At 37.7% G+C, this 25,140-nt stretch carries 21 protein-coding genes; 8 read left to right on the top strand and 13 right to left on the bottom strand.

The annotated features are described in order from the left end of the window. Positions 1-129 precede the first annotated feature (129 nt). Both D0T85_RS07795 and mnmA read left to right on the top strand, forming a co-directional pair. Positions 130-1,440 (top strand): DUF2851 family protein, encoded by a 1,311-nt coding sequence (locus tag D0T85_RS07795; RefSeq protein WP_163211961.1) that lies wholly within the window; start codon positions 130-132, stop codon positions 1,438-1,440. A gap of 150 nt (positions 1,441-1,590) precedes the next feature. Beyond that, on the top strand, positions 1,591-2,640 hold the full coding sequence (gene mnmA / locus D0T85_RS07790) for a tRNA 2-thiouridine(34) synthase MnmA (protein ID WP_163211959.1): 1,050 nt from the start codon (positions 1,591-1,593) through the stop codon (positions 2,638-2,640). Positions 2,641-2,764: 124 nt separating this feature from the next. Here mnmA and D0T85_RS07785 read toward each other — a convergent pair whose 3' ends face one another. Continuing rightward, positions 2,765-3,208 carry a hypothetical protein gene (locus tag D0T85_RS07785; RefSeq protein WP_163211957.1) on the bottom strand — a complete coding sequence of 148 codons (444 nt, stop codon included), beginning with the start codon at positions 3,206-3,208 and terminating at the stop codon, positions 2,765-2,767. A 39-nt stretch (positions 3,209-3,247) separates the two neighbouring features. After that, positions 3,248-3,727 (bottom strand): hypothetical protein, encoded by a 480-nt coding sequence (locus D0T85_RS07780; protein WP_163211955.1) that lies wholly within the window; start codon positions 3,725-3,727, stop codon positions 3,248-3,250. A 259-nt stretch (positions 3,728-3,986) separates the two neighbouring features. Between D0T85_RS07780 and D0T85_RS07775 the strand changes: the two genes are divergently transcribed. Together D0T85_RS07775 and D0T85_RS07770 are read left to right on the top strand one after the other, a co-directional pair. Further along, positions 3,987-4,715 (top strand): LiaI-LiaF-like domain-containing protein, encoded by a 729-nt coding sequence (locus D0T85_RS07775; RefSeq protein WP_163211953.1) that lies wholly within the window; start codon positions 3,987-3,989, stop codon positions 4,713-4,715. A 2-nt stretch (positions 4,716-4,717) separates the two neighbouring features. Then, entirely contained in the window at positions 4,718-5,500 is a 783-nt protein-coding gene (locus D0T85_RS07770; protein WP_163211951.1) for a LytTR family DNA-binding domain-containing protein, read from the top strand. A gap of 78 nt (positions 5,501-5,578) precedes the next feature. Here the strand turns inward: D0T85_RS07770 and D0T85_RS07765 are convergent, their stop codons facing one another. Next, positions 5,579-7,087: a GH3 auxin-responsive promoter family protein gene (locus D0T85_RS07765; RefSeq protein ID WP_163211949.1), complete on the bottom strand. Its 1,509-nt coding sequence runs from the start codon at positions 7,085-7,087 to the stop codon at positions 5,579-5,581. A gap of 128 nt (positions 7,088-7,215) precedes the next feature. Here D0T85_RS07765 and D0T85_RS07760 point away from each other — a divergent pair, with 128 nt between their 5' ends. The 3 genes from D0T85_RS07760 to D0T85_RS07750 all read left to right on the top strand — a co-directional run bounded on the left by D0T85_RS07760 (position 7,216) and on the right by D0T85_RS07750 (position 10,660). Then, entirely contained in the window at positions 7,216-7,875 is a 660-nt protein-coding gene (locus tag D0T85_RS07760) for a hypothetical protein (RefSeq protein WP_163211947.1), read from the top strand. 148 nt (positions 7,876-8,023) lie between these two features. Next, complete coding sequence (locus D0T85_RS07755; RefSeq protein ID WP_163211945.1) at positions 8,024-9,034, top strand: ATP-dependent 6-phosphofructokinase; 1,011 nt, start codon at positions 8,024-8,026, stop codon at positions 9,032-9,034. Positions 9,035-9,097: 63 nt separating this feature from the next. Further along, on the top strand, positions 9,098-10,660 hold the full coding sequence (locus D0T85_RS07750) for an ATP-binding protein (RefSeq protein ID WP_163211943.1): 1,563 nt from the start codon (positions 9,098-9,100) through the stop codon (positions 10,658-10,660). 12 nt (positions 10,661-10,672) lie between these two features. On the opposite strand, the gene rnc is transcribed toward D0T85_RS07750, so the two are convergent. Genes rnc through D0T85_RS07735 form a run of 3 tightly spaced genes read right to left on the bottom strand, consistent with a single transcriptional unit; the run spans position 10,673 to position 13,097 of the window. Further along, positions 10,673-11,578, bottom strand: a complete 906-nt coding sequence (gene rnc / locus D0T85_RS07745; RefSeq protein ID WP_163211941.1) for a ribonuclease III — start codon at positions 11,576-11,578, stop codon at positions 10,673-10,675. Between the two features lie 4 nt (positions 11,579-11,582). Next, on the bottom strand, positions 11,583-12,845 hold the full coding sequence (gene fabF / locus D0T85_RS07740; RefSeq protein ID WP_163211939.1) for a beta-ketoacyl-ACP synthase II: 1,263 nt from the start codon (positions 12,843-12,845) through the stop codon (positions 11,583-11,585). A gap of 15 nt (positions 12,846-12,860) precedes the next feature. Then, a complete protein-coding gene (locus D0T85_RS07735) occupies positions 12,861-13,097 on the bottom strand; it encodes an acyl carrier protein (protein ID WP_163211937.1) in 237 nt (78 codons plus the stop codon). Between the two features lie 98 nt (positions 13,098-13,195). On the opposite strand from D0T85_RS07735, the gene purN reads away from it, so the two are divergent. Then, complete coding sequence (gene purN / locus D0T85_RS07730; RefSeq protein ID WP_163211935.1) at positions 13,196-13,831, top strand: phosphoribosylglycinamide formyltransferase; 636 nt, start codon at positions 13,196-13,198, stop codon at positions 13,829-13,831. A 107-nt stretch (positions 13,832-13,938) separates the two neighbouring features. Here purN and D0T85_RS07725 read toward each other — a convergent pair whose 3' ends face one another. From D0T85_RS07725 to D0T85_RS07695, 7 genes are all read right to left on the bottom strand, one after another. Further along, the gene (locus tag D0T85_RS07725; protein ID WP_163211933.1) at positions 13,939-16,137 is read right to left on the bottom strand and encodes a S41 family peptidase; all 2,199 of its coding nucleotides are present in this window, start codon (positions 16,135-16,137) and stop codon (positions 13,939-13,941) included. Positions 16,138-16,231: 94 nt separating this feature from the next. Next, positions 16,232-17,419: a carboxypeptidase-like regulatory domain-containing protein gene (locus tag D0T85_RS07720; protein ID WP_163211931.1), complete on the bottom strand. Its 1,188-nt coding sequence runs from the start codon at positions 17,417-17,419 to the stop codon at positions 16,232-16,234. Positions 17,420-17,524: 105 nt separating this feature from the next. Continuing rightward, on the bottom strand, positions 17,525-18,343 hold the full coding sequence (locus tag D0T85_RS07715) for a hypothetical protein (RefSeq protein ID WP_163211929.1): 819 nt from the start codon (positions 18,341-18,343) through the stop codon (positions 17,525-17,527). Between the two features lie 21 nt (positions 18,344-18,364). Further along, positions 18,365-20,059, bottom strand: a complete 1,695-nt coding sequence (locus D0T85_RS07710; RefSeq protein WP_163211927.1) for a C10 family peptidase — start codon at positions 20,057-20,059, stop codon at positions 18,365-18,367. After that, positions 20,022-20,387: a DUF3244 domain-containing protein gene (locus D0T85_RS07705; RefSeq protein WP_163211925.1), complete on the bottom strand. Its 366-nt coding sequence runs from the start codon at positions 20,385-20,387 to the stop codon at positions 20,022-20,024. The genes D0T85_RS07710 and D0T85_RS07705 overlap by 38 nt, the downstream gene beginning before the upstream one ends. Before the next feature lie 138 nt (positions 20,388-20,525). Next, a complete protein-coding gene (locus tag D0T85_RS07700; protein WP_163211923.1) occupies positions 20,526-22,220 on the bottom strand; it encodes a lipopolysaccharide assembly protein LapB in 1,695 nt (564 codons plus the stop codon). Then, positions 22,221-24,299: a BT4734/BF3469 family protein gene (locus D0T85_RS07695; protein ID WP_163211921.1), complete on the bottom strand. Its 2,079-nt coding sequence runs from the start codon at positions 24,297-24,299 to the stop codon at positions 22,221-22,223. Positions 24,300-25,140: the final 841 nt, after the last annotated feature.

The following is a 25,140-nucleotide window of genomic DNA, read 5'->3' as shown; positions in this document are numbered from 1 at the left end:
TTTATGACGCAAAGATAAGGAATTTGAAAGTTAAGTTGCTACTTTTGTCACGTAGTTTTGAATTTTTATATTACAAGTACCTGTGCGGCATCGAAACTCAAAACTTATAACTCATAACTCAAAACTCAAATGGAACAATTACTACATTATGTGTGGAAGCATAAAATCTTTCCTCTACAAGAATTGCGTACAGTCTCCGGACAAGCTGTTGAGGTGATCGATCCCGGCCTCAGTAATCACAACGCAGGCCCGGATTTTTTTAATGCAAAAATAAAGATTGATGGTACCCTATGGATAGGAAATGTAGAATTGCATACCATTGCATCCGACTGGATTAAACATGGGCACGACAAAGATAAAGCATACGACTCTGTTATTCTGCATGTAGCTTCGCAGATAGATATGGATATTTATCGGAGTAATGGCGAAGCAATCCCTCAAATGGTGTTAACATGCCCGGAATCAGTAACTTCCCATTATGAAGAACTGAGGCAGGCAGATATGAAGCCTCCTTGCTTTTCGGTGATACCGGCGCTATCAAAACTTACCATACATTCATGGTTCAGTGCCTTGCAAACCGAAAGGTTTGAGGAGAAAACCAATGTTATTAAAAAACGCTTAGAAACACTGAATAACCATTGGGAGGATGCATTTTTTATTACTCTGGCCCGTAATTTTGGTTTCGGGATTAATGGAGATGCTTTTGAAACATGGGCCAAGCAGATTCCGTTCCGGGCTGTTGATAAACACCGTGATAACCTGTTTCAGGTAGAAGCCATCTTCTTCGGTCAGGCCGGATTGCTGGAAGCCGATTTAAGCGATGCGTATTACCTTGAACTGCAAAAGGAATATAAATACCTGCAACATAAATTTCAGTTTCAAAAAATAGAACCGGAAAGTTGGAAACTTCTTCGGTTGAGGCCTGGTAACTTCCCTCATGTGCGCATTGCTCAACTGGCTTATTTCTATAACAAAGAGCATTCTTTGTTCTCTAAAATAATAGAAGCCGAAACAACCGATCAGATAAAATCCATCTTTAAAACCGGAACTTCACCTTATTGGGAAACTCATTATAATTTTAACAAAACGGCTCCGAACAAAGAAAAAAGTTTAGGAAATGGCTCGCTCAACCTACTTATTATAAATACTGTAGTTCCCTTTTTGTATGCGTATGGTTTATATAAAGCCGACGAAACCCTTTGTGCACGGGCAACCACATTTCTGGAAAACACAAAGGCCGAAAACAATTATGTAACCAGGCGATGGGATGGTACAGGAATACCGGTATTCACAGCTGCCGATTCGCAAGCCTTGTTGCAACTGCAAAAGGAGTATTGCGATAAGAAAAAATGTTTGTACTGCCGGTTTGGGTATGAGTATCTTAAACAAAAAACAACTGGTTTGTATCACCAGCATGATACAAAAGTGCCACGCTTGTGATACAAAAGTATCTTAGTAGTGATACTTTTGTACCACCAGCATGATACTTTTTTCTCAAGCCCATGAAAGGTGGTGATACTTTTGTACCAGCGTTAAAAGATATGTGGTACTGTAATTTGTTGATTATCTTAGGATTATATTTTTTGTAGCATGTGCAAACAAAACAATCGCGTACTTTTAGGAATGAGTGGCGGAACAGATAGTTCTGTTGCAGCTATATTACTTCAGGATGCAGGATATGATGTAACAGGCATTACTTTTCGATTTTATGAGAAAGATAACCAAACAACTTATTTAGAAGATGCCCGTGAACTAGCTAACCGTTTACAAATACCCCATTTGGTTTATGATGCCCGCGAAGTGTTCAGCACCAATGTTATTGAATATTTTATAAACGAATACATGTCGGGCCGTACCCCTGTTCCCTGTGCAGTATGCAACAATATGCTTAAATGGCCTTTATTAGCAAAAGTAGCCGATGAAAACGGAATAAACCATATCTCTACCGGGCACTATGTAAAAAAGGAACAGGTTGGAGATACCTACTTTATTAAAACAGCCAAAGACCCGGAAAAGGATCAAAGTTTTTTTCTTTGGGGATTAAAACAAAATATACTTTCGCGCATGATACTTCCTATGGGCGATATACTTAAGAGCGAAGCCAGAGGCCTGGCACAAGAGAGGGGATATCAAAAAGTTGCCCAAAAGAAAGATAGCATTGGTGTTTGTTTTTGTCCTTTCGATTATCATACTTTTCTGAAAGAACATGTTGATAACCGGTTGTTTCAAAGGGGAAGATTCCTTGATGAAGAGGGAAATTTTATTGCTTTCCATCAGGGATATCCTTTCTATACAGTAGGTCAGCGGCGGGGCTTGGGGATACACCTTAATAAAGCAGTATTTGTGAAAGAAATCAATCCCACTACCAATGATATTGTATTAAGCCCACTCAAATCTCTTGAAAAAACCGGAATGGTACTGAAGAACTGGAATATTGTAGATGAAAAAGCATTGCTGAACCACAACGATATTATTGTAAAGATACGCTATAGAAAGCAGGAAAATCATTGCACTGTATCAGTAAGGGAGGATGGACTTTTGGATGTGACTCTTCATGAACCTCTTACTGCAATTGCTCCAGGGCAGGCAGCTGCGTTTTATAAGGATGGGTTGGTGCTGGGGGGAGGGATAATAGTGTGAATCCCTGACCGAAGAATCTGCAGTCAGGGATGAGTTAGACTATTGGAAGTTCCAATAATCATCGTTGTTTAGATAGAGGTCGTTCATTGCTTTAGAAATATCCCAATAGGAAGAATGAGTAAGGTTATTTGAAGATCCAAATGTCGTTACGGGTTCCAAACTCTTTATCTAAATCAACAACTGAGCCATCAGGGTTTATACCACCATAATATGGCTGATTAGCAATTGTAAAAACTTTCCTTTGTTCTTTACCATCTATTAAAAGAAACATTTCTTCAATTATATTTTCTGTTTCAGTCTGTAACTTTATGGTTATAATAGTTTTTTCCAAAGAAACAACAAAATTATTATTGCCTATTGTCTCTTTATGATAAATGATTTTATAGTTATCGTTTCCACTAATTATTTTTATCTGCCTTTCTTTTTCGTTTTCTCCAAAATAGATTTTAGTATCATCTATTTTTAAGGGAATGATTTCCTGCTTTTCATTTAAATTAATATCTTCTCTCTCCTGACAAGCAAGTAGAAGAAAAAAGATTGGTAAAAATAAATACAACCTTGTTTTCATAAAATATTTTTTTGATAGTTATCCTTGAATAAGCTAGGATTATTGAAAATCCCAATATTCATCATTGTTTAACAAATAATACTCCAGATTTTTGTGTACATCATAATAGGGGGCTTCAATTCCACCATATAAAAATTCGTTTTGTACCCAAAATATTCTCCTTTTTCCTTTCTCATCCATAAGTAAATAGATTGCAGTAAGATGTTCTCCTTGAGGAATAGGAGTAATTAAATCGATGGATATAGTTGATTCAGTTAATGATACACTATAATATGTGTTTGGGTCTAGTGTGTTTTTTTTCTTAGGATGGACAATTTTATAATTACCATTGCCACTTATAGTTCTTTCTTGATGGAAACCACCACATTCTGGTGTTAATATTATCTGTGGTCCATGAATAATAAGTGGAAGAGGTTCGGGGTCGACTTCTGTAATATCATTCTTACTGCAAGCAATAAAAAGAAAAACAAAGATAACAGATAATGTTCTGTTTTTGAAGATTGACAACCTTGTTTTCATAAATATTTTTTTGATAGTTAGTTAATAATAGTAAGTGAACCTTACGAGGAACAAAATAAGTAATTTAGCAAAAAATAAACGAGAAAACAGAGTCACAAAAAACTCACAATTTACTCAGTTTCGATGAAATCGACTTATTTCATCGGGAATAATCAGTATTTCATCGGTTTTCTTCCTCATATAATAGTGTTTGTATTGAAGAGAGTACACATTATATCGTATTTTTGTTTCATCTTAAAAACTCATAAACTTAAATAACATGGAAGTAAACAAAACCCCAAAACCAGTTGGTGCTTATTGGATTGCAGCAATCTTTATAGCAGTAGGCGTATTACTATTAGGAAAAAACCTGAATATCATTAGTTATGATGTTTACCGGATATTTGTTTCATGGCAAATGCTTCTGATTGTAATAGGAGTAAATCTGTTAACCAAGAAACAAATGGTTGGAAGTATTATCCTGATAGCTACAGGTGTTTATTTTTTGATGCCCAAAATTCATTTCTTTAATGATGTATTTGCTAACTTCTTTTGGCCGGTTGTATTAATAATTACGGGTCTATTGGTTGTTACATCCAAAAAGAATTCAATGTTCAGGAACAATCACCGGCACCATCATCAAAACTCCCGAATGAACCATCATACACAAAATGGTTTTGTTAATATAGATAACAGCTTTAGCTCTACACAAGAGGTTGTTACTGAAGATGTTTTTAAAGGTGGAATCATAACCAATTCGTTTGGAAGTGTTGTTTTAGATCTTCGTCGTACAACATTAGAACCCGGTACTACCTACCTCGACTTAAGCATTAGTTTTGGAGGGGCCGAGATTTATATCCCATCTAACTGGGTAGTTAAATCGGAACTGCAAACATCACTAGGTGGATATGAAGACTCTCGCATCAGTGGATTAGGGCCAATTGAGGTAGATAAGATCCTTGTTCTACGCGGAAGTGTGTCTTTTAGTGGTGTTGAAGTAAAGAGCTAAGCATGTACAAACATCCTTTTATAGAAAACCAATATAGAAAAACGGCTGTGGGGATAATTGTTGTTCTGGCAATATCCCTATATGCTTTGTTGCTCTGGTTCTATGGATCAATTCCACTATATGCAGCTTTGTTAGATAGCAGCATATCCATTCTTGTTTTATTCTTGTTGGGGTTTCTTTTTTGGTTTATTGTGGATACAATACACATACCACAGGCCGAATTTATTCTCTCCCTAGTCGTTATTTTGGCATGGCTGATAGTTTGCTTTGTTATACAGCTGATTGAATACCCGATGGATAAATTATTCTTTCAGCGTTTTTTATTTCTTTTGCCATTACGGTTTACGTTTGCCATTTTGGTATGGTTTATTTTGGTGCAGTGGTACCGAACCGTGAAGCTGAACAGGTGGAAGAAAGACAGGCTATTATCAGAGAGCGTTCAAACACAGTTGGCCGAAACGATGGATCGTATTGCTGTAAAGAATGGTTCGCGCATTCATGTAATTCAGGTCAATAACCTAACCCATGTGCAGGCTTGTGGCGATTATGTAATGCTGTTTACCGCCGAGGGTGAATTCCTTAAAGAGCAAACAATGAAGTCGCTTGAACAGAACTTACCCGAGAATTTTGTGCGTATTCACAGGTCATATATTGTAAATGTAGAGTATATCGACCGGGTAGAACTATATGCAAAAGAAACATACCACATACACCTTAAAAATGGAACCACGTTGCGGGCAAGTATATCGGGGTATAAGCAGTTGAAAGAGACGCTGTCTATTTAGTTGAGGGTTGAGAGTTGAGAATTGAGAGTTACCATGCGGCATCGCAACTTTCAACTCTCAATTCTCAACTATTTAAACTCAACTATTTAAAGTCAGCATTTCTTCTATATGATCTCTGATGTTGCTTAAGCGTGGCACTTTGTGCTGCCCTCCGAGTTTACCTTTCTCTTTTAACCAGTCGTGGAATAATCCTGGGCGGGCTACAATAACTTCCAGCGGTTGCAGGGCAATATCTTTCCAACGTTTAGCTTCGTAATCGGAGTTTACTTCTTTCAAAGTATCATCCAGCACTTTGGCAAAATGTTCAATAGAGTCGGGCATTGTTGCAAACTCAATCAGCCATTGATGACGGCATTTGGCATTCTCGTCCATAAATACAGGTGCAGCAGAATATTCGCTTACCTGAGCTCCTGTTTCTTCGCATGCCTTTTTCAGTCCTTTCTCGGCATTATCAACAATTAGTTCTTCGCCAAAAGCATTAATAAAATGTTTGGTTCTTCCTGTAATGATGAATTTATGCGGAGCTTTGCAAGTAAACTTAACGGTGTCTCCAATCATATATCTCCATAAGCCTGAGCTTGTTGAGATAAGCATAGCATAATTCTTATTCAGCTCAACCTCTTCCAAAGAAAACACTCGTGGATTAGGGCTTTCAATGTCTTCCATCGGGATGAATTCGTAGAACACACCATAGTCAATCATCAATAGCATAGAAAGATCGGACAGATCGTTTTGGGTACCGAAGTAGCCTTCGGATGCATTATATGTTTCTACATAATGCATTTTGGGTGATTTAATGAGCTGTGTGTATTGCTCTCTGTATGGGGTAAAGCTAACACCACCATGAAAAAACACTTCAAGATTAGGCCAAACCTCTTCCAGGTTTTGTTTACCTGTTTTCTCTAATACTCGTTTTATTAATACCAGAAACCAGGAGGGTACACCCGACAAACTGGTTACATCTGCATTTATGGTATTGTTGGCAATAGCTTCGAGTTTGGTTTCCCATTCGCTCATCAGAGCAATTTTTTTGCTGGGAACACGGAGGTAGTTAACAGCAGGATTGATGTTTTCGATAAGAATGGCTGATAAATCGCCCACTAATCCATGTTTTGAGTTATGATTAGGACGATGACTACCACCCAGAATAACGCCTTTCCCAGAGAAGAAACGGCTTTGAGGATTCATGCGCAGATACAAAGCTACGGCATCGCCTCCACCCCGGTAATGTGTATCTTTCAGGGCTTCTTTACTAACAGGCAGAAATTTACTTTTATCGTTTGTTGTTCCGCTTGATTTAGCAAACCATTCTATTTTAGAAGGCCAGATAATGTTCTGTTCACCTGCTCTTAAGCGTTCAACATAAGGCTTAATATCATCATAAGTTTGAACAGGTACTGTGTTTCTAAACTGGTCGTAGCTTCTAATTGATTTATAATCGTATTTCTTTCCCCATTCAGTGTTCTCGGCTTTCTTTATCAGCCTCATCAGCACCTTATATTGAAGTTCGCCAGCTTGTGTGGTATATAAATCTATTTGCTTTAACCTTCCCTCAAAAACCTTACTTACAATTTTAGTAATATTCATTTGCTATTAAATAACGTTTTGCAGCGCAAAAGTAAGTTAATTTCTGCTTTCTAGCTATCTTTGTACGCCAAATAATAAAAATTTGGGTTAAGTTTATAGTTTTTAAGTTTATAATCAGCAAAAAAACGATGAAAATATCAGTAACTCTTATCTTATTTCTTTTTCCTTTTGCATTTATAAACGCACAGTCCTATACCGGATTGAAAAACGAGGTATTGGAGAAACGAATGTCTTTTCAACAACAGTATAACGAAATTGAGAATAAGGACTCCATAGTAATTGAAGCCCGGAATTATCTATTAAATGTTTCGGATAGTTTCTTCCGTTCATGGTATAACACACCATGGACTTTTCATGGGCATAGCCAAACTCCTGGACAGGGCAGTATAGCTTGTGGGTATTTTGTTACTACCACCCTTCGCGATATGGGTTTCGATATTCCCCGCATTAAATGGGCGCAACAAGCATCCGAGTATTTAATTAAAAAACTGACAACAGATATAAAACGGTTCCACAATAAACCAATGAATGATATTGTTGGTTATATTAATCAGCAGGGCGAGGGACTTTATATTGTGGGTCTTGACTGCCATGTAGGTTACATCTATTATTGGAAAGGAAAAATGACGTTTGTTCATGCTAACTACTACAAGCCCGAAACAGGTGTTATGGCCGAACCTTTAATAGGTCGAAATCCGCTGAACGATTCTAAATACAGGGTTATCGGCAGGATATTAGACAATGATATGGTGCGCAACTGGATTTTGAATGTTTCGTATAAAGAGTAATTAAGGAGTAAGCATTAAGTATTAAGTAGCAAGAATCCATGCGGCATTCTTACTGCTTACTTGATTCTAAATTCTAAAAACATTAAGGAGTAATAGCAAGAACCATTCTTACTACTTACTTCTTGATTCTAAATTCTAAAAAAACATTATGAGAATTGGAATTTTAACATCAGGAGGAGATTGTCCGGGTATAAATGCAACCATCCGGGGAGTATGCAAAACGGCTATCCATCATTATGGGATGGAGGTTATAGGCATACATAGTGGTTTTCAGGGTTTGTTTGAAAAGGATGTTGAAGTACTTACCGAAAAGTCTCTTTCGGGCTTGTTGATACAGGGTGGTACAATTCTGGGTACTTCGCGCGATAAGCCTTTTAAAAAGAAAGGGATGCCTGCTGATATTGATAAACCTGCCATAATAGCCCAGAACATTCAGGAACTGGGAATTGACTGTGTTGTTTGCATTGGAGGTAACGGTACGCAGAAAACCGCAGCCAAGTTTGCTGCTATGGGCGTTAATATAATATCTCTCCCCAAAACAATAGATAATGATATCTGGGGAACGGAATTAACCTTCGGGTTCGATTCGGCCGTGACTATTGCAACAGAGGCAATAGACCGTTTGCATACAACAGCAAGTTCGCACAAAAGGGTAATGGTTATTGAGGTAATGGGGCATAAAGCCGGATGGATTGCTCTTTATTCGGGCATGGCAGGTGGAGGAGATGTTATCTTGATTCCTGAAATTCCTTATGATATAAAAAGGGTGGGAGAGACCATCCTCAATCGCGTTAAGAAAGGGAAACCTTATTCTATTGTTGTTGTTGCCGAAGGTATTAAAACAGATGGTAAAAAGCGTGTTGCCGAATATATTGCTCAGGAAATAGAATTTGAAACAGGCATTGAAACACGCGAAACTGTTCTGGGATATACACAGCGTGGAGGATCGCCTACCTCTTTCGACCGTAATTTGGCTACCCGGATGGGCGGTCATGCAACCGAACTGGTTGCCAACCGGCAGTTTGGAAGAATGGTGGCTTTGGTCGACGGTAAAATAACCTCTCTACCTTTAAACGAAGTGGCAGGGAAATTAAAACTGGTGCCCGAAGATCATGATCTTATTATACAAGGGAAAAGACTGGGAGTGAGTTTTGGCTAAGCCGTTTGATCGGGATGTCAACTTTTTTATTTATATTTGTAGTAAGTATAAAATATTCATGCAATGACAGCTCACTTCAACCGTAAACTCCCGATTGGGATACAAACATTCGAAGTAATTCGCAATGATCATTACCTCTATGTAGATAAAACTGATCTGGTATGGAAGATAGCTAATAGAGGTAAACCCTATTTCCTGAGCCGTCCCCGTCGGTTTGGTAAGAGCTTGTTGTTGTCTACTTTAGAATCGTACTTTGAAGGGCGTAAAGACCTTTTTGAAGGTTTGGCTATTGCCAATCTGGAAACAGAGTGGATACAATACCCCATACTACACCTTGACCTAAATGCCGAAAAGTACGAAAGTGTAGAGCGCCTGAATGGGATATTAAGTCGCCACCTCAACATCTGGGAAGATAAATGGGGAAAGGATGAGCGCGAGCAATCGCCTGCCGACCGTTTTTCTGGTGTTATTCGCCGTGCCTACGAACAAACCGGGCGTGGCGTAGTGGTACTGATAGATGAATACGATAAACCACTGTTGCAAACTATTCTTGATGAGTCGCTACTAGACGAATACCGTAAAACATTGAAAGCTTTTTATGGTGTTTTGAAAAGTGCCGACCGATATCTTCGTTTTGTGTTTCTGACTGGGGTAACAAAGTTTGCACAGGTAAGTGTATTCAGTGATTTGAATCAGTTGAGTGATATCAGCATGGATCCTTCTTATGATACAATTTGTGGCATCACAGGCAAAGAATTGGTACAGGTATTTAGCCCCGAGATAGAAAAAGTAGGTGAGTATAATCGCCTCACTTTTGAACAAACAGTAGAGAAAATGACTGCTCTATATGATGGTTATCACTTTTATGAGTATGGTACTGGTATGTTTAACCCTTTCAGTGTACTTAATGCACTGCAAAAGTACCGTTTAGACAACTATTGGTTTCAAACCGGAACACCTACTTTTTTAGTAGACCTCTTGAAACAGAGCGATTATGACTTGCGTACCCTTATTGATGGAGTGGAAGCTGAACAATCTTCTTTTACTGAATACCATGCAGAAGTCAATAACCCTATCCCACTTATTTACCAAAGCGGATACCTTACAATTAAAGAGTATGATCCTGAATTTAAAATGTATACTCTCGGCTTTCCCAATGAAGAGGTGAAGTATGCATTTCTTAAATTTCTTCAACCATTTTATTCATCTGTTACGGATAGTGAACGTGCTTTTCACATTTTGCATTTTGTACGTGAGTTGCGTAGTGGTGATCTACCATCATTTATGCAACGTTTGAGGGCTTTTTTTGCTGACTTTCCCTACGAACTAAGCGACCAAACCGAACGTCATTATCAAGTAGTGTTCTATTTGGTATTTAAGTTAATGGGTGAGTTTATTGAGACTGAAGTACGTAGTGCCCGTGGTCGTGCCGATGCGGTGGTGAAGACCCAAAACCATATTTATGTATTTGAATTTAAATTGGATGGTACTGTTGAAGAGGCCCTGCAACAAATTGATGAAAAAGGATATCTGATACCTTATACTGCTGATAGCAGAACGTTGGTGAAAGTAGGAGTTAATTTTAATTCTGCAGAAAGGAATTTGGGAGAATGGGAAGTGGGATAAAACAGAATCCCACTACTCTTCAGTGGTTTCGATTTCAAATTCATCAGAAGAACTTTCTACTTCTGAATCTACAGTTTCTGGGTTTTCTACTTCAGGATCTTCTGTTTCAATGCTTTCTACCTCAAGGTTTTCTTCCTCGGGTACCATGTTTTCTTCTTTGGCAACATGAATAGATACCACAAACTCTTGTGATGATTTTATCTTCTTAAGTGCCATTTTTGCCGCATTCTGTTGCGATTCCTTTTTAGAGTATCCTTCGCCATGGCCGGCAGAGATGTTCTCTATTAAAACCTCAGTTTGGAAAATAGGATTAGAGTTTTTATCCAGGCTTTGTTCTATCAGTTCAAAAGAAACTTCGACTTTATTCTTTTGGCACCACTCTATTAACTTCGACTTAAAGTTAACTTCCTTCTTCGATAGTTTATCCAGGTCGATGTAGCGTGCAATGATTCTTTCTTCGATAAATTTCTTGCATTTATCATAACCCTGATCCAAGTATATGGCACCAATAAATGCTTCGAAAGCATTACCGTACATATAACTGTTGTGCGACGATGATCGGGTTGAATACTTTATAAGCTTGTCGAGGCCAATTTCTACAGCCAGCTTATTGAGGGTGTCTCGTTGAACTATTTTTGAACGGGTATTGGTTAAGAATCCCTCTCTTTTACCCTCGAAATGGCGATAAACAATATCGCCCACAACGGCATCGAGAATGGCATCGCCTAAAAACTCCAGACGTTCATTGTTTACCGGACGTCCTTTTTCCGAACGTACGGAAGATGATTTATGAAGTAAAGCCTGTTGGTATACCTTGATGTTGCCAGGGAAAAAGCCAAGTATATGATAGAAACACAAATAAGACTCTGCATTCCTACGGAACAAGAGTCTTATTCTATCTATTGTATTTTTAAGCACGATATTAATCAGCGAATTTCTTAAAAATAATACAAGCGTTATGACCACCAAATCCAAATGTATTGGAGAGGGCAACCTTTACTTCGCGTTGTTGAGCTTTGTTAAAGGTAAAGTTAAGGTCATAATCAATGTTCTCGTCGTTATCACCTTCGGTATGGTTAATTGTTGGAGGTACAATGCCGTTCTTAATTGCAAGGATACTTGCAATAGACTCTACAGCACCAGCTGCTCCTAACAAGTGACCAGTCATTGACTTACTTGAGCTGATGTTCAGTTTGTAAGCATGATCACCGAAAACATCCTTTATCGCTTTTACTTCCGAAATATCTCCAACAGGTGTTGAAGTTCCGTGAACGTTGATGTAATCAACCTCTTCCGGTTTCATTTCGGCATCTTCCAAAGCATTTCTCATCACCAATTTGGCTCCTAATCCTTCGGGATGCGAAGCTGTAAGGTGGTAAGCATCACCCGAAAGCCCTGTACCAGCTACTTCGGCATAGATTTTTGCTCCACGTGCAAGTGCATGTTCAAGTTCTTCCAGAATTAAACAGCCTCCGCCTTCGCCCATAACAAATCCGTCGCGGCTTGCACTGAAAGGACGTGATGCCTTTTCTGCTTCCTCATTACGGGTAGACAAAGCGTGCATAGCATTGAAACCTCCTACGCCGGCCGCAGCAATAGCTGCTTCGGAACCACCACTTACTATTACATTGGCTTTACCTAAGCGAATCAGGTTGAAAGCATCGGCAATAGCATTAGTAGAAGTGGCACATGCTGAACATGTAGCATAGTTGGGACCATGGAAACCGTACATAATCGAAATTTGTCCGGCTGCAATGTCAGATATCATTTTGGGGATAAAAAACGGATTGAATTTGGGGCCTTTGTCTTTATTGAGGGCATAGTTGCCAACCTCATCTTCGAATGTATTAATACCTCCGATACCGGCTCCAAAGATAACGCCAATTCTGTTTAAATCTTCTTTCTCCACATCCAGACCCGAGTCTTCAACAGCCTCTTTGGCTACAGCAATGGCGTATTGTGTGTAAAGGTCCATTTTACGGGCTTCTTTACGATCGATATAGTTGGTTGCATTGAAGTTTTTCACTTCGCATGCAAAACGGGTCTTAAATTGTGATGCGTCGAAATGAGTAATAGGCCCTGCTCCACTAACCCCGTTCACAAGGTTTTCCCAAAATTCGGGAACGCTGTTGCCAATGGGAGTAATGGCGCCGAGACCTGTTACTACAACTCTTTTTAATTCCATATAATGAAACAGAGATTACTTATTAGCGTTTTCGATATACGAAACAGCGTCGCCTACAGTACCAATCTTTTCTGCTTGATCATCAGGAATAGATATTCCGAATTCTTTTTCGAATTCCATGATAAGTTCAACAGTGTCAAGAGAGTCTGCACCCAAATCATTTGTGAAGCTAGCTTCATTTGTAACTTCTGATTCTTCAACGCCTAATTTATCGACGATAATAGCTTTTACTCTTGATGCAATTTCAGACATAACTTTAAATTTTTAATTAATAAATAGATTTATTTCTTTAATTTTGCGGTGCAAAGGAATAAATATTTATTGTTCCGAGCAAATATTTAACTAACAAAATGCAATTTCTTGCACATTTTTCACCTTTTTGTGCAGACAACAACCTTTATATGACTAAAAACATTGCAATTTTTGCTTCAGGTTCGGGCTCAAATGCCGAAAATATCGCCCGTTATTTCCAAGAGAATGACACTGTTAAAATCAAACTGATTGTAGCCAACAAAAGTGATGCTTATGTATTGGAACGTGCTCGTAATCTGGGTATTCCGTCGGTAGTGTTCCTTAAAAAAGAATGGGATAAAGCCGATAATATACTAGCTGTATTAAAGGAAAACGATATTGATTTCATTGTTCTGGCAGGTTTCCTGTTGCGAATCCCCGAAGCAATTCTGCATGCTTATCCAAATAAGATTATAAATATTCATCCGGCTCTTCTTCCTAAATATGGTGGCAAAGGTATGTATGGCGATAATGTTCATAAGGCTGTTGTAGCCGCAGGCGAAACAGAGAGTGGCATCACCATACACTATGTTAATGAAGAATACGATAAGGGTGAAATGATTGCCCAATTTACATGCGAGGTTACTCCTGCCGATACGTACGAAACTGTTGCGGCCAAGGTTCATGCATTAGAGTACGAGCATTTTCCACGAGTAATTAAAGAGGTTTTAAACACAGAGTCACAGAAACACTGAGCTTTTCCTTGTGCTGAACACGGAGGCTTCGCTTTTGTCGTACAATACTCAAAATAGGGCAACGGCCTAACATCATTGCATAGGCGGCTTTACCTTGTGCTCGGATATTATTCCATGGCCTCTATTACCTTCTCTATCCAAACATCACGTTCTTCTGTTATGTCTTGCCGGGTTGGTGATACATGAATATCTATTTTCAGTCCTTTACGTTGAAGCATTTCCCAATTGGGGTAATAGGCACCTAGTTGTGTATATACAAATTCTATATTGCCAGGCAAAAACACCTGAGATATATTGCCGTTTGTCCCAGCTGTTTGCCTGCCTATAGTAATGCTATTTGGAAATGTTTGAAACCACATAGCCCATGATTCTCTGGCACTTTGTGTATATTCATCAACCAGTATAAATATTTTTCCTTTATACATTGGCTCCGGAATAACTTCTGGTGTTTTATTGTATTCGGCAATTGCCTGATAATTCCCTGGGAAAGATTTGTTGTTTTGCGACAACCATAATGGTGGGTTAGATAGTAATAACTCAGGAAGGAGGGTCAGATTATCAAAGCCAATTCTTAAATCTACAATAAATCCTTTCGAATTCATGTTCCTCAATAGCATATCTCTTATTTCTTCTGCGTTTTTTTGTCCATAGCAATGAAGTATGTTTTTGCTGTCTAGCTGGTATATTTCTCCCCAGTTTGTATTTGTTTTTTGCCTGTTCTTTCTAAAGTCTTTAATAACAAAAGACTCTTTTTTACCCTTCCGCATTATTTCTACTTGCAATTGGTCGGAGTTGGTGCAGAGTAAATATTGTAGTACTTTCCTTATTAATCCGCCTTTGTTTGAGGCAATAATATACGGACTCATCTCTTCTATAATCTTATCTACTTCTTTTCCATTTACCGACAATAGTATATCTCCCCGGTTAAAATGAATACTTTCTGTGGATTTCACAACAATGTAATTATCGGCTGTGAAAATCAATTCTACTGGCACCTTGTTCTTTTTACGAATAGGGTAATGAGGCATTTCATACAGTTGGTTGTAGGGAATTACCATCATACCATGTGAATCATCTATTTCTGCAACAAGTTTCCTGATTGATAGTGCATAATCTTCCTGATCCGTGGGAGAAAAAAAGACTGGTATGTATTCATCAATCATTGCATCCCATGCGCAATCCATATACTCTGTATAAGGGAAACAATATTCTATTAAATTCCACAGTCTGAAGAATGTAAGGATACGAAAGCCTTGATCTTCCCAGCTAATGTGTGTATACTTTTTCTCTCTTTCTGCTGCAAGCGTGTTGTTAACCTGCTTTATATAATGTGGCAAGTAATAATTAAATTTTTGGCTTCGTTTGGCATTTTTAATGCCATTAAGTTTCAGTATAACCTTTTCATCGAATATCTCAGAATCATTTATCCAATCCAGATTGATAAAACGCGAATATTTAGAAGAATCCACTATTGCATAAGATGAAGTTTCTTTTATTGAACCATATTTATCAATCCATTTGCTTAAGAGTTCATTTCTTTCATCCTTGTTTTTTGCACCAGCTATCCAGGGGAGAACCCTGAACAACTCATAATCCCAGTTGTAATTTCCTTTGGTAACTGCAGGATGATAGTATTTCATAAATCCCCATATCCGGCAAAGAACTTTTATGTTTTGAAGCTTTTCTGTGGTTAGTTCTCCCAAATCAATACCCGACCCTTGGTCAAACTCTACATCTAATGTTGCATCATAGCTTTTGGTTATAAAATCGGATAAAGCCCAATCGTTGTCAATCCATGCCTCGCAATCACTGAGAAGTAAATCTATCTCTTTTGTACCTAGAACCCAAAATGATGCTTCTTTAGATTCGGTTAATAAGGGGATTGTAAGACGGAAATCATGCCATTTTGCTGTATTCAGGTGAGTTATAGAAACAGAGTCTGTTGCATCTTCGTTTTTTAATGGTTTCAAATAAAATGTTAGTTCCGCCTCCAGCGATTTCCTAACCTTATATTTCCCAGTAACGGTTAAGGTGCGGCCTTCTATTTCGGACAAATCAAAGAAATAAACTGCGGAGATTGCACTGTCTTTGCGAGATGTTAAGTGTAACGACTTCTCCTTTCGATATAAATTCAATGTATCGAGCCTAACATCTCCTTTTTGTTTATACCATTTATTTGTGAAAAGGTAATTGTTTGGATTATATTCGTATATACTAGCCTCATTAAAAGACATGGAATTGTCTTTTTGCTGTATGCAAGAAATGAGGATGGATGCAAGAATGCAAATCAACAGAACTTTTTTCATACTTTTTCTTCTTGTTGAACAATGTAAATGAAATAGAAGTAAAAGTATGTTATGTTCGTGTTATATCCAAATCTCCTTCATGATAATAAGAACTTTATTCATTTGAATATGTTCCAAACTTATTTTCTTTTTCAAAAATGCTAATTGCACTATCTTCCAATGGCGTACGTTTTATTATTTCGTTATTTGTCCAAAAGTCTGGTGAGTATTTTCTTTTTGCGATTAATTCAATAAGATTTGTTTTATGATAAATCTTCTTTCCTTTCTCTTTTGTGTCCAAGTTTAAATTGTACAAGATAGAATTGATCTCCACTGAATTCGATACACCGAAGTCAATGCAGACAAAAGAATTATGAACATTTACCGATTCTACAATGGGTAGTTCATCTATTTGCTTGTAGATAATAGAAAAATTGAGTTTGTGATTTTTAATAAGTTTACCTCCTCGACCGGTTGGTGGAGCATTTCTTGTTTTACCTTCAAATTTTAGAATAGTTAATTGTTCAGGATCAATAAATAAAGAACCCTCAACGATAGGCCTATTGATGTTTTTTTTGGATAAGAATTTTATTTCATAAATATCCTTGTGGCCAAGAGCATCAATAGACAAATCATAAAAATCGGAAAAGTCAGCTCTGAGAGGCACTATGAGCTTATCTTTTTTGTCCTTTTTGGGATCAATCAACGTAAACTGAGAATATTGAATATAGTTCGTAAAAGTCATATATTGACATTGATTTAATGAATCGGGTAATAATTCTGCATATCGTCCTTCAACTAACTCTAATTCTCGAATACAAAGCAGAGAAGTTGCACTGAAAAAAGCCTCCAAGATTTCATTGCATGTATTATCGGTTTTTGTGGTTTGCCGATAAAAAAAGCGTTTAGGGGTTTGGTTCTTTGTTTGTACCACTTGACTGTATTTTTCAAACAACTTATTTACTATGTTTGCGCAATCAATTGGTGTTATTATAACATCAGACAAATTAACTGTAAGAGGTTGGAGCTCAATAATTGTTGGAATTTCATTAATTGAATATATCTTCTTTTCATAACCAACATACGAAATTGTTATATTCGAATTCTCCGACCCTACTTCGATAGAGAAGAAACCTTCTTGATTGGATATTGCACCATGCGTTTTAGTTGTATAAATTGTAGCATAGGGCAATAACTCTTTAGTTATACAATCTATTATTTGCCCTGTAATCAGCCGCTGATTCTCTTGAGCAGATACTAAAGAACTAATAATACAGGAAATAAATAGTAGTTTCGTTCTCATTGCTTATTACGTTAATTGTTGGGTGCAAGATAAGAAAAACAGCATAGATTAACAGATTGCAATATGTTGCCAATCTATTAATCTATGGTTAACGCTTTTAAATATTTAGTTTTTGCCTTTTATCACAATTGGCGGTGCATCGTTTTCCAATACTGTTCCATCTGCAAATGTTATTTTAATGTGGAATGTATAGGTGTCTGTTTTTTCGGGTTTTCTGTTTAGAAACAGCAGCCAGAATGCTTCTGTAAACAAATAATCTTCCAGATTTGTTTTGGATAGGCAACGCCATGATTCTGGATTATCTATGGAAGGAACATGATTTAAATAGCAGAATGTATATGATTCTGGGACATGTATATAATTATTTTTAATGGTTGCATATATATCGTCAAAAAGAATAAGGAAGAATGAACTTAGATCGGTGTTAGCAGGGTAATTTTTATCAAATTCCTTATTTGCTGTAATGGAGATGTTTTTTATTGAAACGCATGATACAATAACACCACGCCCTCCTGCCTTATTATATGTTGTGTCGCCAACTTCCTCAATGTATTTATCATATTGCGCCTGTATGTCTAAATAATATGGATCATTTGGATTATCTCCATTTGACATTAAAATATCAGTAGAACCGATATAAGGAAATTGGCAGAAATAATTAGTAGGATACTTTTGGCATGTGGGTTGCTGTCCATTGACTCCTATAACAATGTTTTCTTGAGAAGAGTCTTCTAACCAATAGCATAATTTATTTTCTTCATCTATAACCAATCCATCAGCATGGGTTATTTTCAGCGAATCGCATTTGATGAATGCTCCAATATAGGATTTATTACATGATGGTTTAATTATATATGGACTGGGATCATTATCGCAAGAAATAAGTAGTGTAATTGTTAATGTGATTATTAATAATTTCTTCATAAGTTTATTGTTTCAATGTGATTAGCGAGATTTTATGTAAGGACAAATTTCTTTTATGAATTGAAAATTCTTTTCATCATAAGTTATTTTTGCTCGGGTATTTGATGACAAGTTATCTGGATCATAAGCATCATAACTTCCTGCCACAATATAAGAGTTATAATAATAACCATTTTCACCCTCCCATCCCCAATTGTGGTGAAGATAATTAGCATAACTGTATGTGGTTGTGCTAGTTTGGCTAACAACAACTCCAGTAGATCTGTTTTTAACTATAACACGAACAGTTGTGGCTTTTTTCCTTTTGAGATAACCATCAATTACCCAAGCATGCCCTTGCTTATACTCACTCCAAGTTCCAATAGTCCATATAATTTTTATTCGATGTTGGACTTTTTCGGAGTACCCACTCGTGTATACAGGTTGTCGATTATCTAATGAGTGTATAACTCTGTCATAGTTGTAGCCTGTGATACCTTGTGTATTATATCCAATATAAGATAAAAATCTCATAGCATTAGTCGTTGATGCAGAACTTCCATCATCTGTGTACTTCATTCCAGTGCGTGAACCGATAAGTTCGACAAGAGAAGAAACCTGCGAAATAAAATTTCGTTCATCAGTAGACAATGAAGAATATTGATTCTCAAATCTATTAAATTGCTTTTTATCAGATATATTCGGGTATGCACCAAGTCTTGCTGTATAACTTCTCATCAGAGGCCAATTAAAAGTATTATTGTCTACGCGAGCTGGATACTGCCAATAAGCCATTATTTGAGCTAATGCTATAGCTACACAACCTGCAGGCGCATCAGTGCAACCATTTTTGTTCTTCACACGATGATTAAAAGGAAATTTTTGGTTCCATTCTACAGGCAAAAGTGGTTGAACCTGCGCAGTAGTTACCCAGCGACCAACAGTAGTGCTTGTGGTTGTAGTAGTAGGAGGAAGTGCTACTGGGCCTGATTCATCAACAATTAATTCATATTGCTGAAGGTAGTCATTTCTCATACCAAGATCATTAATTGCTCTTGTGGCAGATTTCTCTGCAATCAACTTATTCAGAATATCACCCGTTATGGAATCTATCTGATTTTCATAGTTAGTAATGGATTGCACAATGTAATTTTCAACATCAAGCAACGAACCGATCAGCCCAGGATTATCAACCTCTTCTGTCAGAGAACCCGCAGCACCATATCCAAGTATGGGAGCACCAATCCGTTTATCTCCTGACACAATGGTGAATCCAGCCTCATTATCAAAATTGAAAAGATAGGCAATGGTATCAGGTATTTCTATCGTTTTCCCATCAAATGATCTCGTAAGTGGCTGTGTAGATTCAGAAGTCAGTGCAGTTACAGAACTAATTTTTCTTGGAGATGCAGTCCGTGTAGATATATCTCCGTCAAGGAAACCAATTACATCATTGGCAAAGTTGGTAGCTTCACTTATATCAACTTTATGGTCTTCGCCACGCATCTGAAATAAAGCAGTCAATTCGGCATCTGTAAATTCTACACCTTCGACAAAAGAATGTTCCAGTGAATCCTCATTATTACAGGATATCACAACTAGAGAAATAATACATAAAAAGAATAGAGTTTTGTTTTTCATAATGTTAGTTTTTAAATATTCAATATTATAATGCTCATTAAATTTAATTTTACTATTTTCACTCCAACCAAAACTCCCCATCATACCTCTTTCCATCCACTGTCAACTCTAACCTATAATTACCACTATCTTCCCCAAACAATTCAATAGTGAAATCATTTAGATTCATAATTGTATTAGAATACACCATACAGCCAGTATCCTCATTCATAATTGTAACAGTTGCCGATTCGCATAGGTATACAAATTCCAATAGAATTGTAGTTTTGTCTATAAAAGCTCTAACAGGAATCACTAATAAAGAGCGTACTCTTTTAACATCTGTTGTTTTTATATCAATCTCTTTTGCTGTTTCATTAAGAGAATTTGCAAAAACATTTAATACTGTACAGGATAGAATTAGTAATAGTAGTTTCGTTCTCATTACTTAAATTTATTACGTTAATTGTTGAGCGCAAAATTAATAAGAACGAAGTGTTGACTTCTATAACGAAGGTAACATTTAGGTAACATTTTACCGGAGCAGGTAACAATAAGGTAACGAATTTACGATGTTTGCTGATTATTGTCTTTTTGAATAGAACAAAAACGAAAACATTTCTTCAGATTTTAGTTTAGATTTTATACGATTCTTTCGTGTTTTACAAACATCTGTACTTGAAAAAGCAAAGAATAAAACAATCTCTTTATAAGAAAAACCCAAAAAGCAGAAAACACAAAACTCAGCATCAGTTTTTGTGATAGGGTAGGCCTCCATAAGTTCATTGATAACCATACAAAAGAAACTGCGTACTGTTTTCAATACTTCTTTTCTGTTTGAATCGGGAATACGGCAGTTTTCTTCAGAAGCATTTGTTACTAACAAAAGTATATTTTTATAGACCTGTTCTTCTTTAAACAGATTAGCTTGAACGGTTAATTGCTCTTTTATCCGAATAAAAGACTCCTCTTTTATGTCATCAATCTCTATTATCTCATCATCAATCATAATTGGTGAATGATCAATCTCTGCATACAAGGCTTTTGTCTGTATTTGAATAATGGATTCTTGTTGTTCTATTAATTGCTTTTTCTTTTGGTTGTATAGCCACATAAAAACAAAGAAACAAGCGAAGATCAACATTAAAAAAACAGCAATCATTAACAATCGTTCGTTTTTTTGTTTGTTCTTCAGATTTTGTAGTCCTATCTCTATTTCATGTTTAGTCATCAAGGAGGCTACTTCAGCATGTCTTTTTATATTGTACAAGGAATCTTGAAGTGCATAATAAATGTCCATTGACTCCAGACTTTTCTCCCAGTTTCCTACTTTTTTTTCAAGTTCATACAAAGCCAAATAACTGGACGCTTGCGTGTATATATCTTCACTATTCTTACTGTAGTTAAAACAGACTCTGGCAGAATCTTCATTATTGAGATTGCGTAATATTTTACCTTTTATATAAAGAAAGGAAAGGCTATCTGCTTTAATGGTAGATGCATTCAGAGCTTTTGTGATATAATAGTTTGCTTGTTCCGATTCATGGTTTAAATCATGTGCATGAGCAATGTTTCTTAAAATAACCGGATACAAGGTTTGATCGTTACTATTCTCTATTATAGTTAACGCTTGTTTTTGATATAACAACGAACTATCAATATTGTCGCTATATAAAAAAAGGCGGCCAATATCCATCATTGGGTAAACGAGGTCTAAGGAGTCATTTCTAATGATACAATTATAATAGGCCTCTCTACTCTCGTTCATTGCATCCGGATAGAAATCCTGATTTTCATATAGTGATGTTAAATTAATATGAGTAAGATATAATAGCCTGCTATTTAGGTTATTCTTCTGTATATCTCTTTTGACTTTCAAGAAAACTTTTATTGCCTCAGTTCTCATTCCCATATCCCGATACACACTTCCTAAATAAAAGTATGCCCTAATCTTTTTATCATAATCATTCCGGTCTTTGTAATAATCTACTGCTACCTGTATCAACGAATCACAAGTATGTGTGACATAATTTTTGTCATCTGCCTGGGTTTTTAGCAATGCATACAAAGCTTGTTCTGCTTTACTCATGCTTTGTGGTTGTTCAATGCTTTGTAACAACAACAATACACTGTCAGAACAGCACTCTATAAGTGAATCGGCTTGCAATAATATTGTGTTAGATATCTTTCCTGAGGTACATGAACAACAAAAAAGACATAAGGATATAATGTAATTAAATAAGATATTCGTTTTCATAGCATTTTTTATTAATTCCACCTAAACCTCAACCACCCTATACACCGTACCATTACGCGCTCTTCTCGACTCAAACTTGTTTTTTAGCGAACGCCCCAAGGTCATTGCTGCTGTACGACTAAAATTGAATCCGGCATGTTTGCTGCGTACCCTTGTTAGCAATTCGGTGGATGTTAACTCTTCGTATGGTTCATTGCCAACAGGTGTGCGGAAGTATGTTAGCACCATTTCCTCTTCGGGTGTAACCCGTAAGAAACATTGGTTGCACAAAGTTATGTAAGCTTCGTCCTCGTGGGTATACCAGTATCGCTCTTTATTGCGTACGGCCTGTAGAGCCTGTGCATAGAGTTGTCTGTAATCAATAGGTTGTGTGTAGTCAATAATGCCCTCTACTTCTACACAAATAAAACGACGATTACCTGTGGGATCTGATAGTAAATCGAAATTATTACTTGTAGCAATAAATGTGGCATACCGGCGAATCACATCCGTAGTACCTGCATAAGGTAAGCGGGTTTGTACAACAGCCTTTTGCAGAATGTGCTTCATAAATCCCTGGTATGATGAACTAATGGAATCGAACTCGTCCATATTGATAAGCGCAAACCGGCCTAAAGCATACTCTACGTTGCGACGGTTGCTAAAGTCAATACTATCGGTATAGTAATCGCGCAGTTCAACAGGTAGTATGTTTAAGCAGAATGTTGATTTGCCACAACCCTGATTACCAACTAATAAGGGCAAGGTACTGTTGGCGTGCCGATGGTCGATTTGTTGCCAATGGGCTACCATGGACAGAAACCAAGTATAAAACAAATCGGGCCAACGGGGATTTTTACATTTCACACAGTTCGCTAAAGCACGGATGCGGTCGTTACCATCCCAAGCAGGGAGGTTTAAAAGGTATTCTTCGATAGGGTTGTACACAGGTACGCGGTCCGATTCGATATAACGCTTAATGTCGGCATCCCAGGCGTTGATGCCTTCGGCTGTGGCATTCAGCGAAATACTGTTCATTGCCTGTTTGGTTAGTGGGCGGAAGTCGAAGTAAAAAGACTTCAGTTCGCGGAACTCAACCATTCCTTTCACTGTGTTTCGCCTGAACTGGTACCTGCGGTTCATAAATTCGTCTAACTGAGCTACTAATGTTACCGACAAGGATATACAGGGTTTTCCACCAAATTTTTTCTTCAGCATGTACACACTCCGAAAGTTGTTTCGTATCTGTATCTCGTATTTCTTAAGGTCTTCGTGCAGTGTGGTCCATTTCACAGCCTCTTCTTCGGGTATGCCCGACTTGTAACAGTTTTCGGCTAACCGGGTAAAGAAGGGTTTCAGCTCGTCTTTCTCCCAGTCGATCCGGGGAAGTTGGGCAATGGCATCGTTTAACGAAGTATCGAACAGGGTCGATATAATACGAAAACGCTCGTAACCCGGAATGAGCCGTAGCAAAGGGTCGCTAATGGCTTGTTGTACTTCCTGGTATGTTGGTTCGGTCGGCATGCGTACCGGTTGCTCTATGCGAATGGCCGCTGCTTGTGGATTATAGTATAATTGGGGATCGAAAGACATCCGGCATCCCCTTTCTAATGTGGGTTTCTTTAAATCAATTTCTCGTTTCATCTGTGGCTGATACCATTTTACGGCATCGCGGTAGGCTTGTGCATGAAACAGTTCAATGAATTCGCGTTCTTCGGGAAGTGTGCCATCCATCAACGTGAAAGGAATAATTATTTTAACGCTTCGTCCGCTCGAACCAACAAAAGCAACCAACGTTTGGGGCAATGAAGCTGCCAGATTGCGTAAATTGGCTGCTTCGTGTAAATTGGCTAGCTTGTTTATTTCGATGGTTACCAAACCGTTGTACGAGAGCAGTTGCTGCTGTTTATCTTTCTTGCCAAACACACCGGTAAATATAAATATGGGTAATTTAGGAGCGTACTCACTTTGTCGGCCGGGAGAAATATGCATTAAATTCTCGCGTAACATGGATACGGGTTTCGATTTTATTTCGGTACGCATAGCATCCAGTGCGGTTTCTAACTCTAACGTGCGTTGTGTTTGTGTTTCTCCGTCCTTGCGATAACTGGTTATTTTCATTGTGCTTTGGCTTTAAAAATGTATTGTGATAAATAGCTGATACTACTTTGTTTTGTTTCTAATCCTTATTGCTTTGTTTTGTGTACACCCGGGTGTTAATAGTGTGTACACCCGGGTCTACACGTCTTGTACATCCGGGTGTACGGGCATTGTACACCCGGGTGTACCAATATTGCACACCCGGGTGTGCGCAAGAAGAATTTAATGCAATAAGCAAAAGTTCTTTGTAGCAAATATAAAGAATTGCATAAGGATGAACAAAGAAATCTACTGCTTTTTAGTGAGGAATTGGCAAAATGTGACACTTCGGTGGTACTTATTTTTCTTAAAAACACAAAGTGTCACACTGCAATTAATTGAATTTTAGAGTGTTATAGCGATGTTGCACTTGTGACACTTTTTTCGCCGAAAATCTTCTGGGGAGATAAATTAGAATACTAGAGATACTAGAGTATACTAAAATTAAAACACAGAGGCACAGAAACACGGAGCTTTTCCTTGTGCTGAACACAGAGGGCCACGTAGTGGCTATCTGTTCATAGCCCCGTGCGGAAGCGCGGGGACCCCAAAAGCAAATATGGCAAGCGCCCCATCGGGGTGCTATGTGGAAAATAACATAGCACCCCGATGGGGCGCAAGGAAAGGTGCCACACCCCGTGCTTCCACACGGGGCTATGAACAGGAAGCCGCTATGCGGCAAAGAGAAAACAAAGCTCACGAGGCTTCGTTTTTTGTCATACAATAACTCCGTGTTCAGCACAAGGAAAAGCTCAGTGTTTCTGTGCCTCTGTGTTTTAATTCAAATTAAATCCGTGTAATCCCACGTAATCCGTGTCTAAAT

Origin of the sequence: Bacteroides sp. 519 (assembly GCF_010500955.1) — a bacterium.
Taxonomy (GTDB): domain Bacteria; phylum Bacteroidota; class Bacteroidia; order Bacteroidales; family Bacteroidaceae; genus Bacteroides.
The sequence above is the reverse complement of the archived record's forward strand: the minus strand, read 5'-3'. Positions and strand labels throughout refer to the sequence as shown.

Bases quoted from the DNA above. Each gene is read 5' to 3' on its own strand.
- D0T85_RS07765 (WP_163211949.1), bottom strand. From the start codon at position 7,087: ATGAATATTACTAAAATTGTAAGTAAGGTTTTTGAGGGAAGGTTAAAG.
- D0T85_RS07795 (WP_163211961.1), top strand. From the start codon at position 130: ATGGAACAATTACTACATTATGTGTGGAAGCATAAAATCTTTCCTCTA.
- D0T85_RS07780 (WP_163211955.1), bottom strand. From the start codon at position 3,727: ATGAAAACAAGGTTGTCAATCTTCAAAAACAGAACATTATCTGTTATC.
- D0T85_RS07775 (WP_163211953.1), top strand. From the start codon at position 3,987: ATGGAAGTAAACAAAACCCCAAAACCAGTTGGTGCTTATTGGATTGCA.
- purN (WP_163211935.1), top strand. From the start codon at position 13,196: ATGCAATTTCTTGCACATTTTTCACCTTTTTGTGCAGACAACAACCTT.
- D0T85_RS07715 (WP_163211929.1), bottom strand. From the start codon at position 18,343: ATGAAGAAATTATTAATAATCACATTAACAATTACACTACTTATTTCT.
- D0T85_RS07725 (WP_163211933.1), bottom strand. From the start codon at position 16,137: ATGAAAAAAGTTCTGTTGATTTGCATTCTTGCATCCATCCTCATTTCT.
- D0T85_RS07755 (WP_163211945.1), top strand. From the start codon at position 8,024: ATGAGAATTGGAATTTTAACATCAGGAGGAGATTGTCCGGGTATAAAT.
- D0T85_RS07785 (WP_163211957.1), bottom strand. From the start codon at position 3,208: ATGAAAACAAGGTTGTATTTATTTTTACCAATCTTTTTTCTTCTACTT.
- mnmA (WP_163211959.1), top strand. From the start codon at position 1,591: ATGTGCAAACAAAACAATCGCGTACTTTTAGGAATGAGTGGCGGAACA.
- D0T85_RS07750 (WP_163211943.1), top strand. From the start codon at position 9,098: ATGACAGCTCACTTCAACCGTAAACTCCCGATTGGGATACAAACATTC.
- D0T85_RS07710 (WP_163211927.1), bottom strand. From the start codon at position 20,059: ATGGAAAGAGGTATGATGGGGAGTTTTGGTTGGAGTGAAAATAGTAAA.
- fabF (WP_163211939.1), bottom strand. From the start codon at position 12,845: ATGGAATTAAAAAGAGTTGTAGTAACAGGTCTCGGCGCCATTACTCCC.
- D0T85_RS07705 (WP_163211925.1), bottom strand. From the start codon at position 20,387: ATGAGAACGAAACTACTATTACTAATTCTATCCTGTACAGTATTAAAT.
- D0T85_RS07735 (WP_163211937.1), bottom strand. From the start codon at position 13,097: ATGTCTGAAATTGCATCAAGAGTAAAAGCTATTATCGTCGATAAATTA.
- D0T85_RS07720 (WP_163211931.1), bottom strand. From the start codon at position 17,419: ATGAGAACGAAACTACTATTTATTTCCTGTATTATTAGTTCTTTAGTA.
- D0T85_RS07770 (WP_163211951.1), top strand. From the start codon at position 4,718: ATGTACAAACATCCTTTTATAGAAAACCAATATAGAAAAACGGCTGTG.
- D0T85_RS07695 (WP_163211921.1), bottom strand. From the start codon at position 24,299: ATGAAAATAACCAGTTATCGCAAGGACGGAGAAACACAAACACAACGC.
- D0T85_RS07760 (WP_163211947.1), top strand. From the start codon at position 7,216: ATGAAAATATCAGTAACTCTTATCTTATTTCTTTTTCCTTTTGCATTT.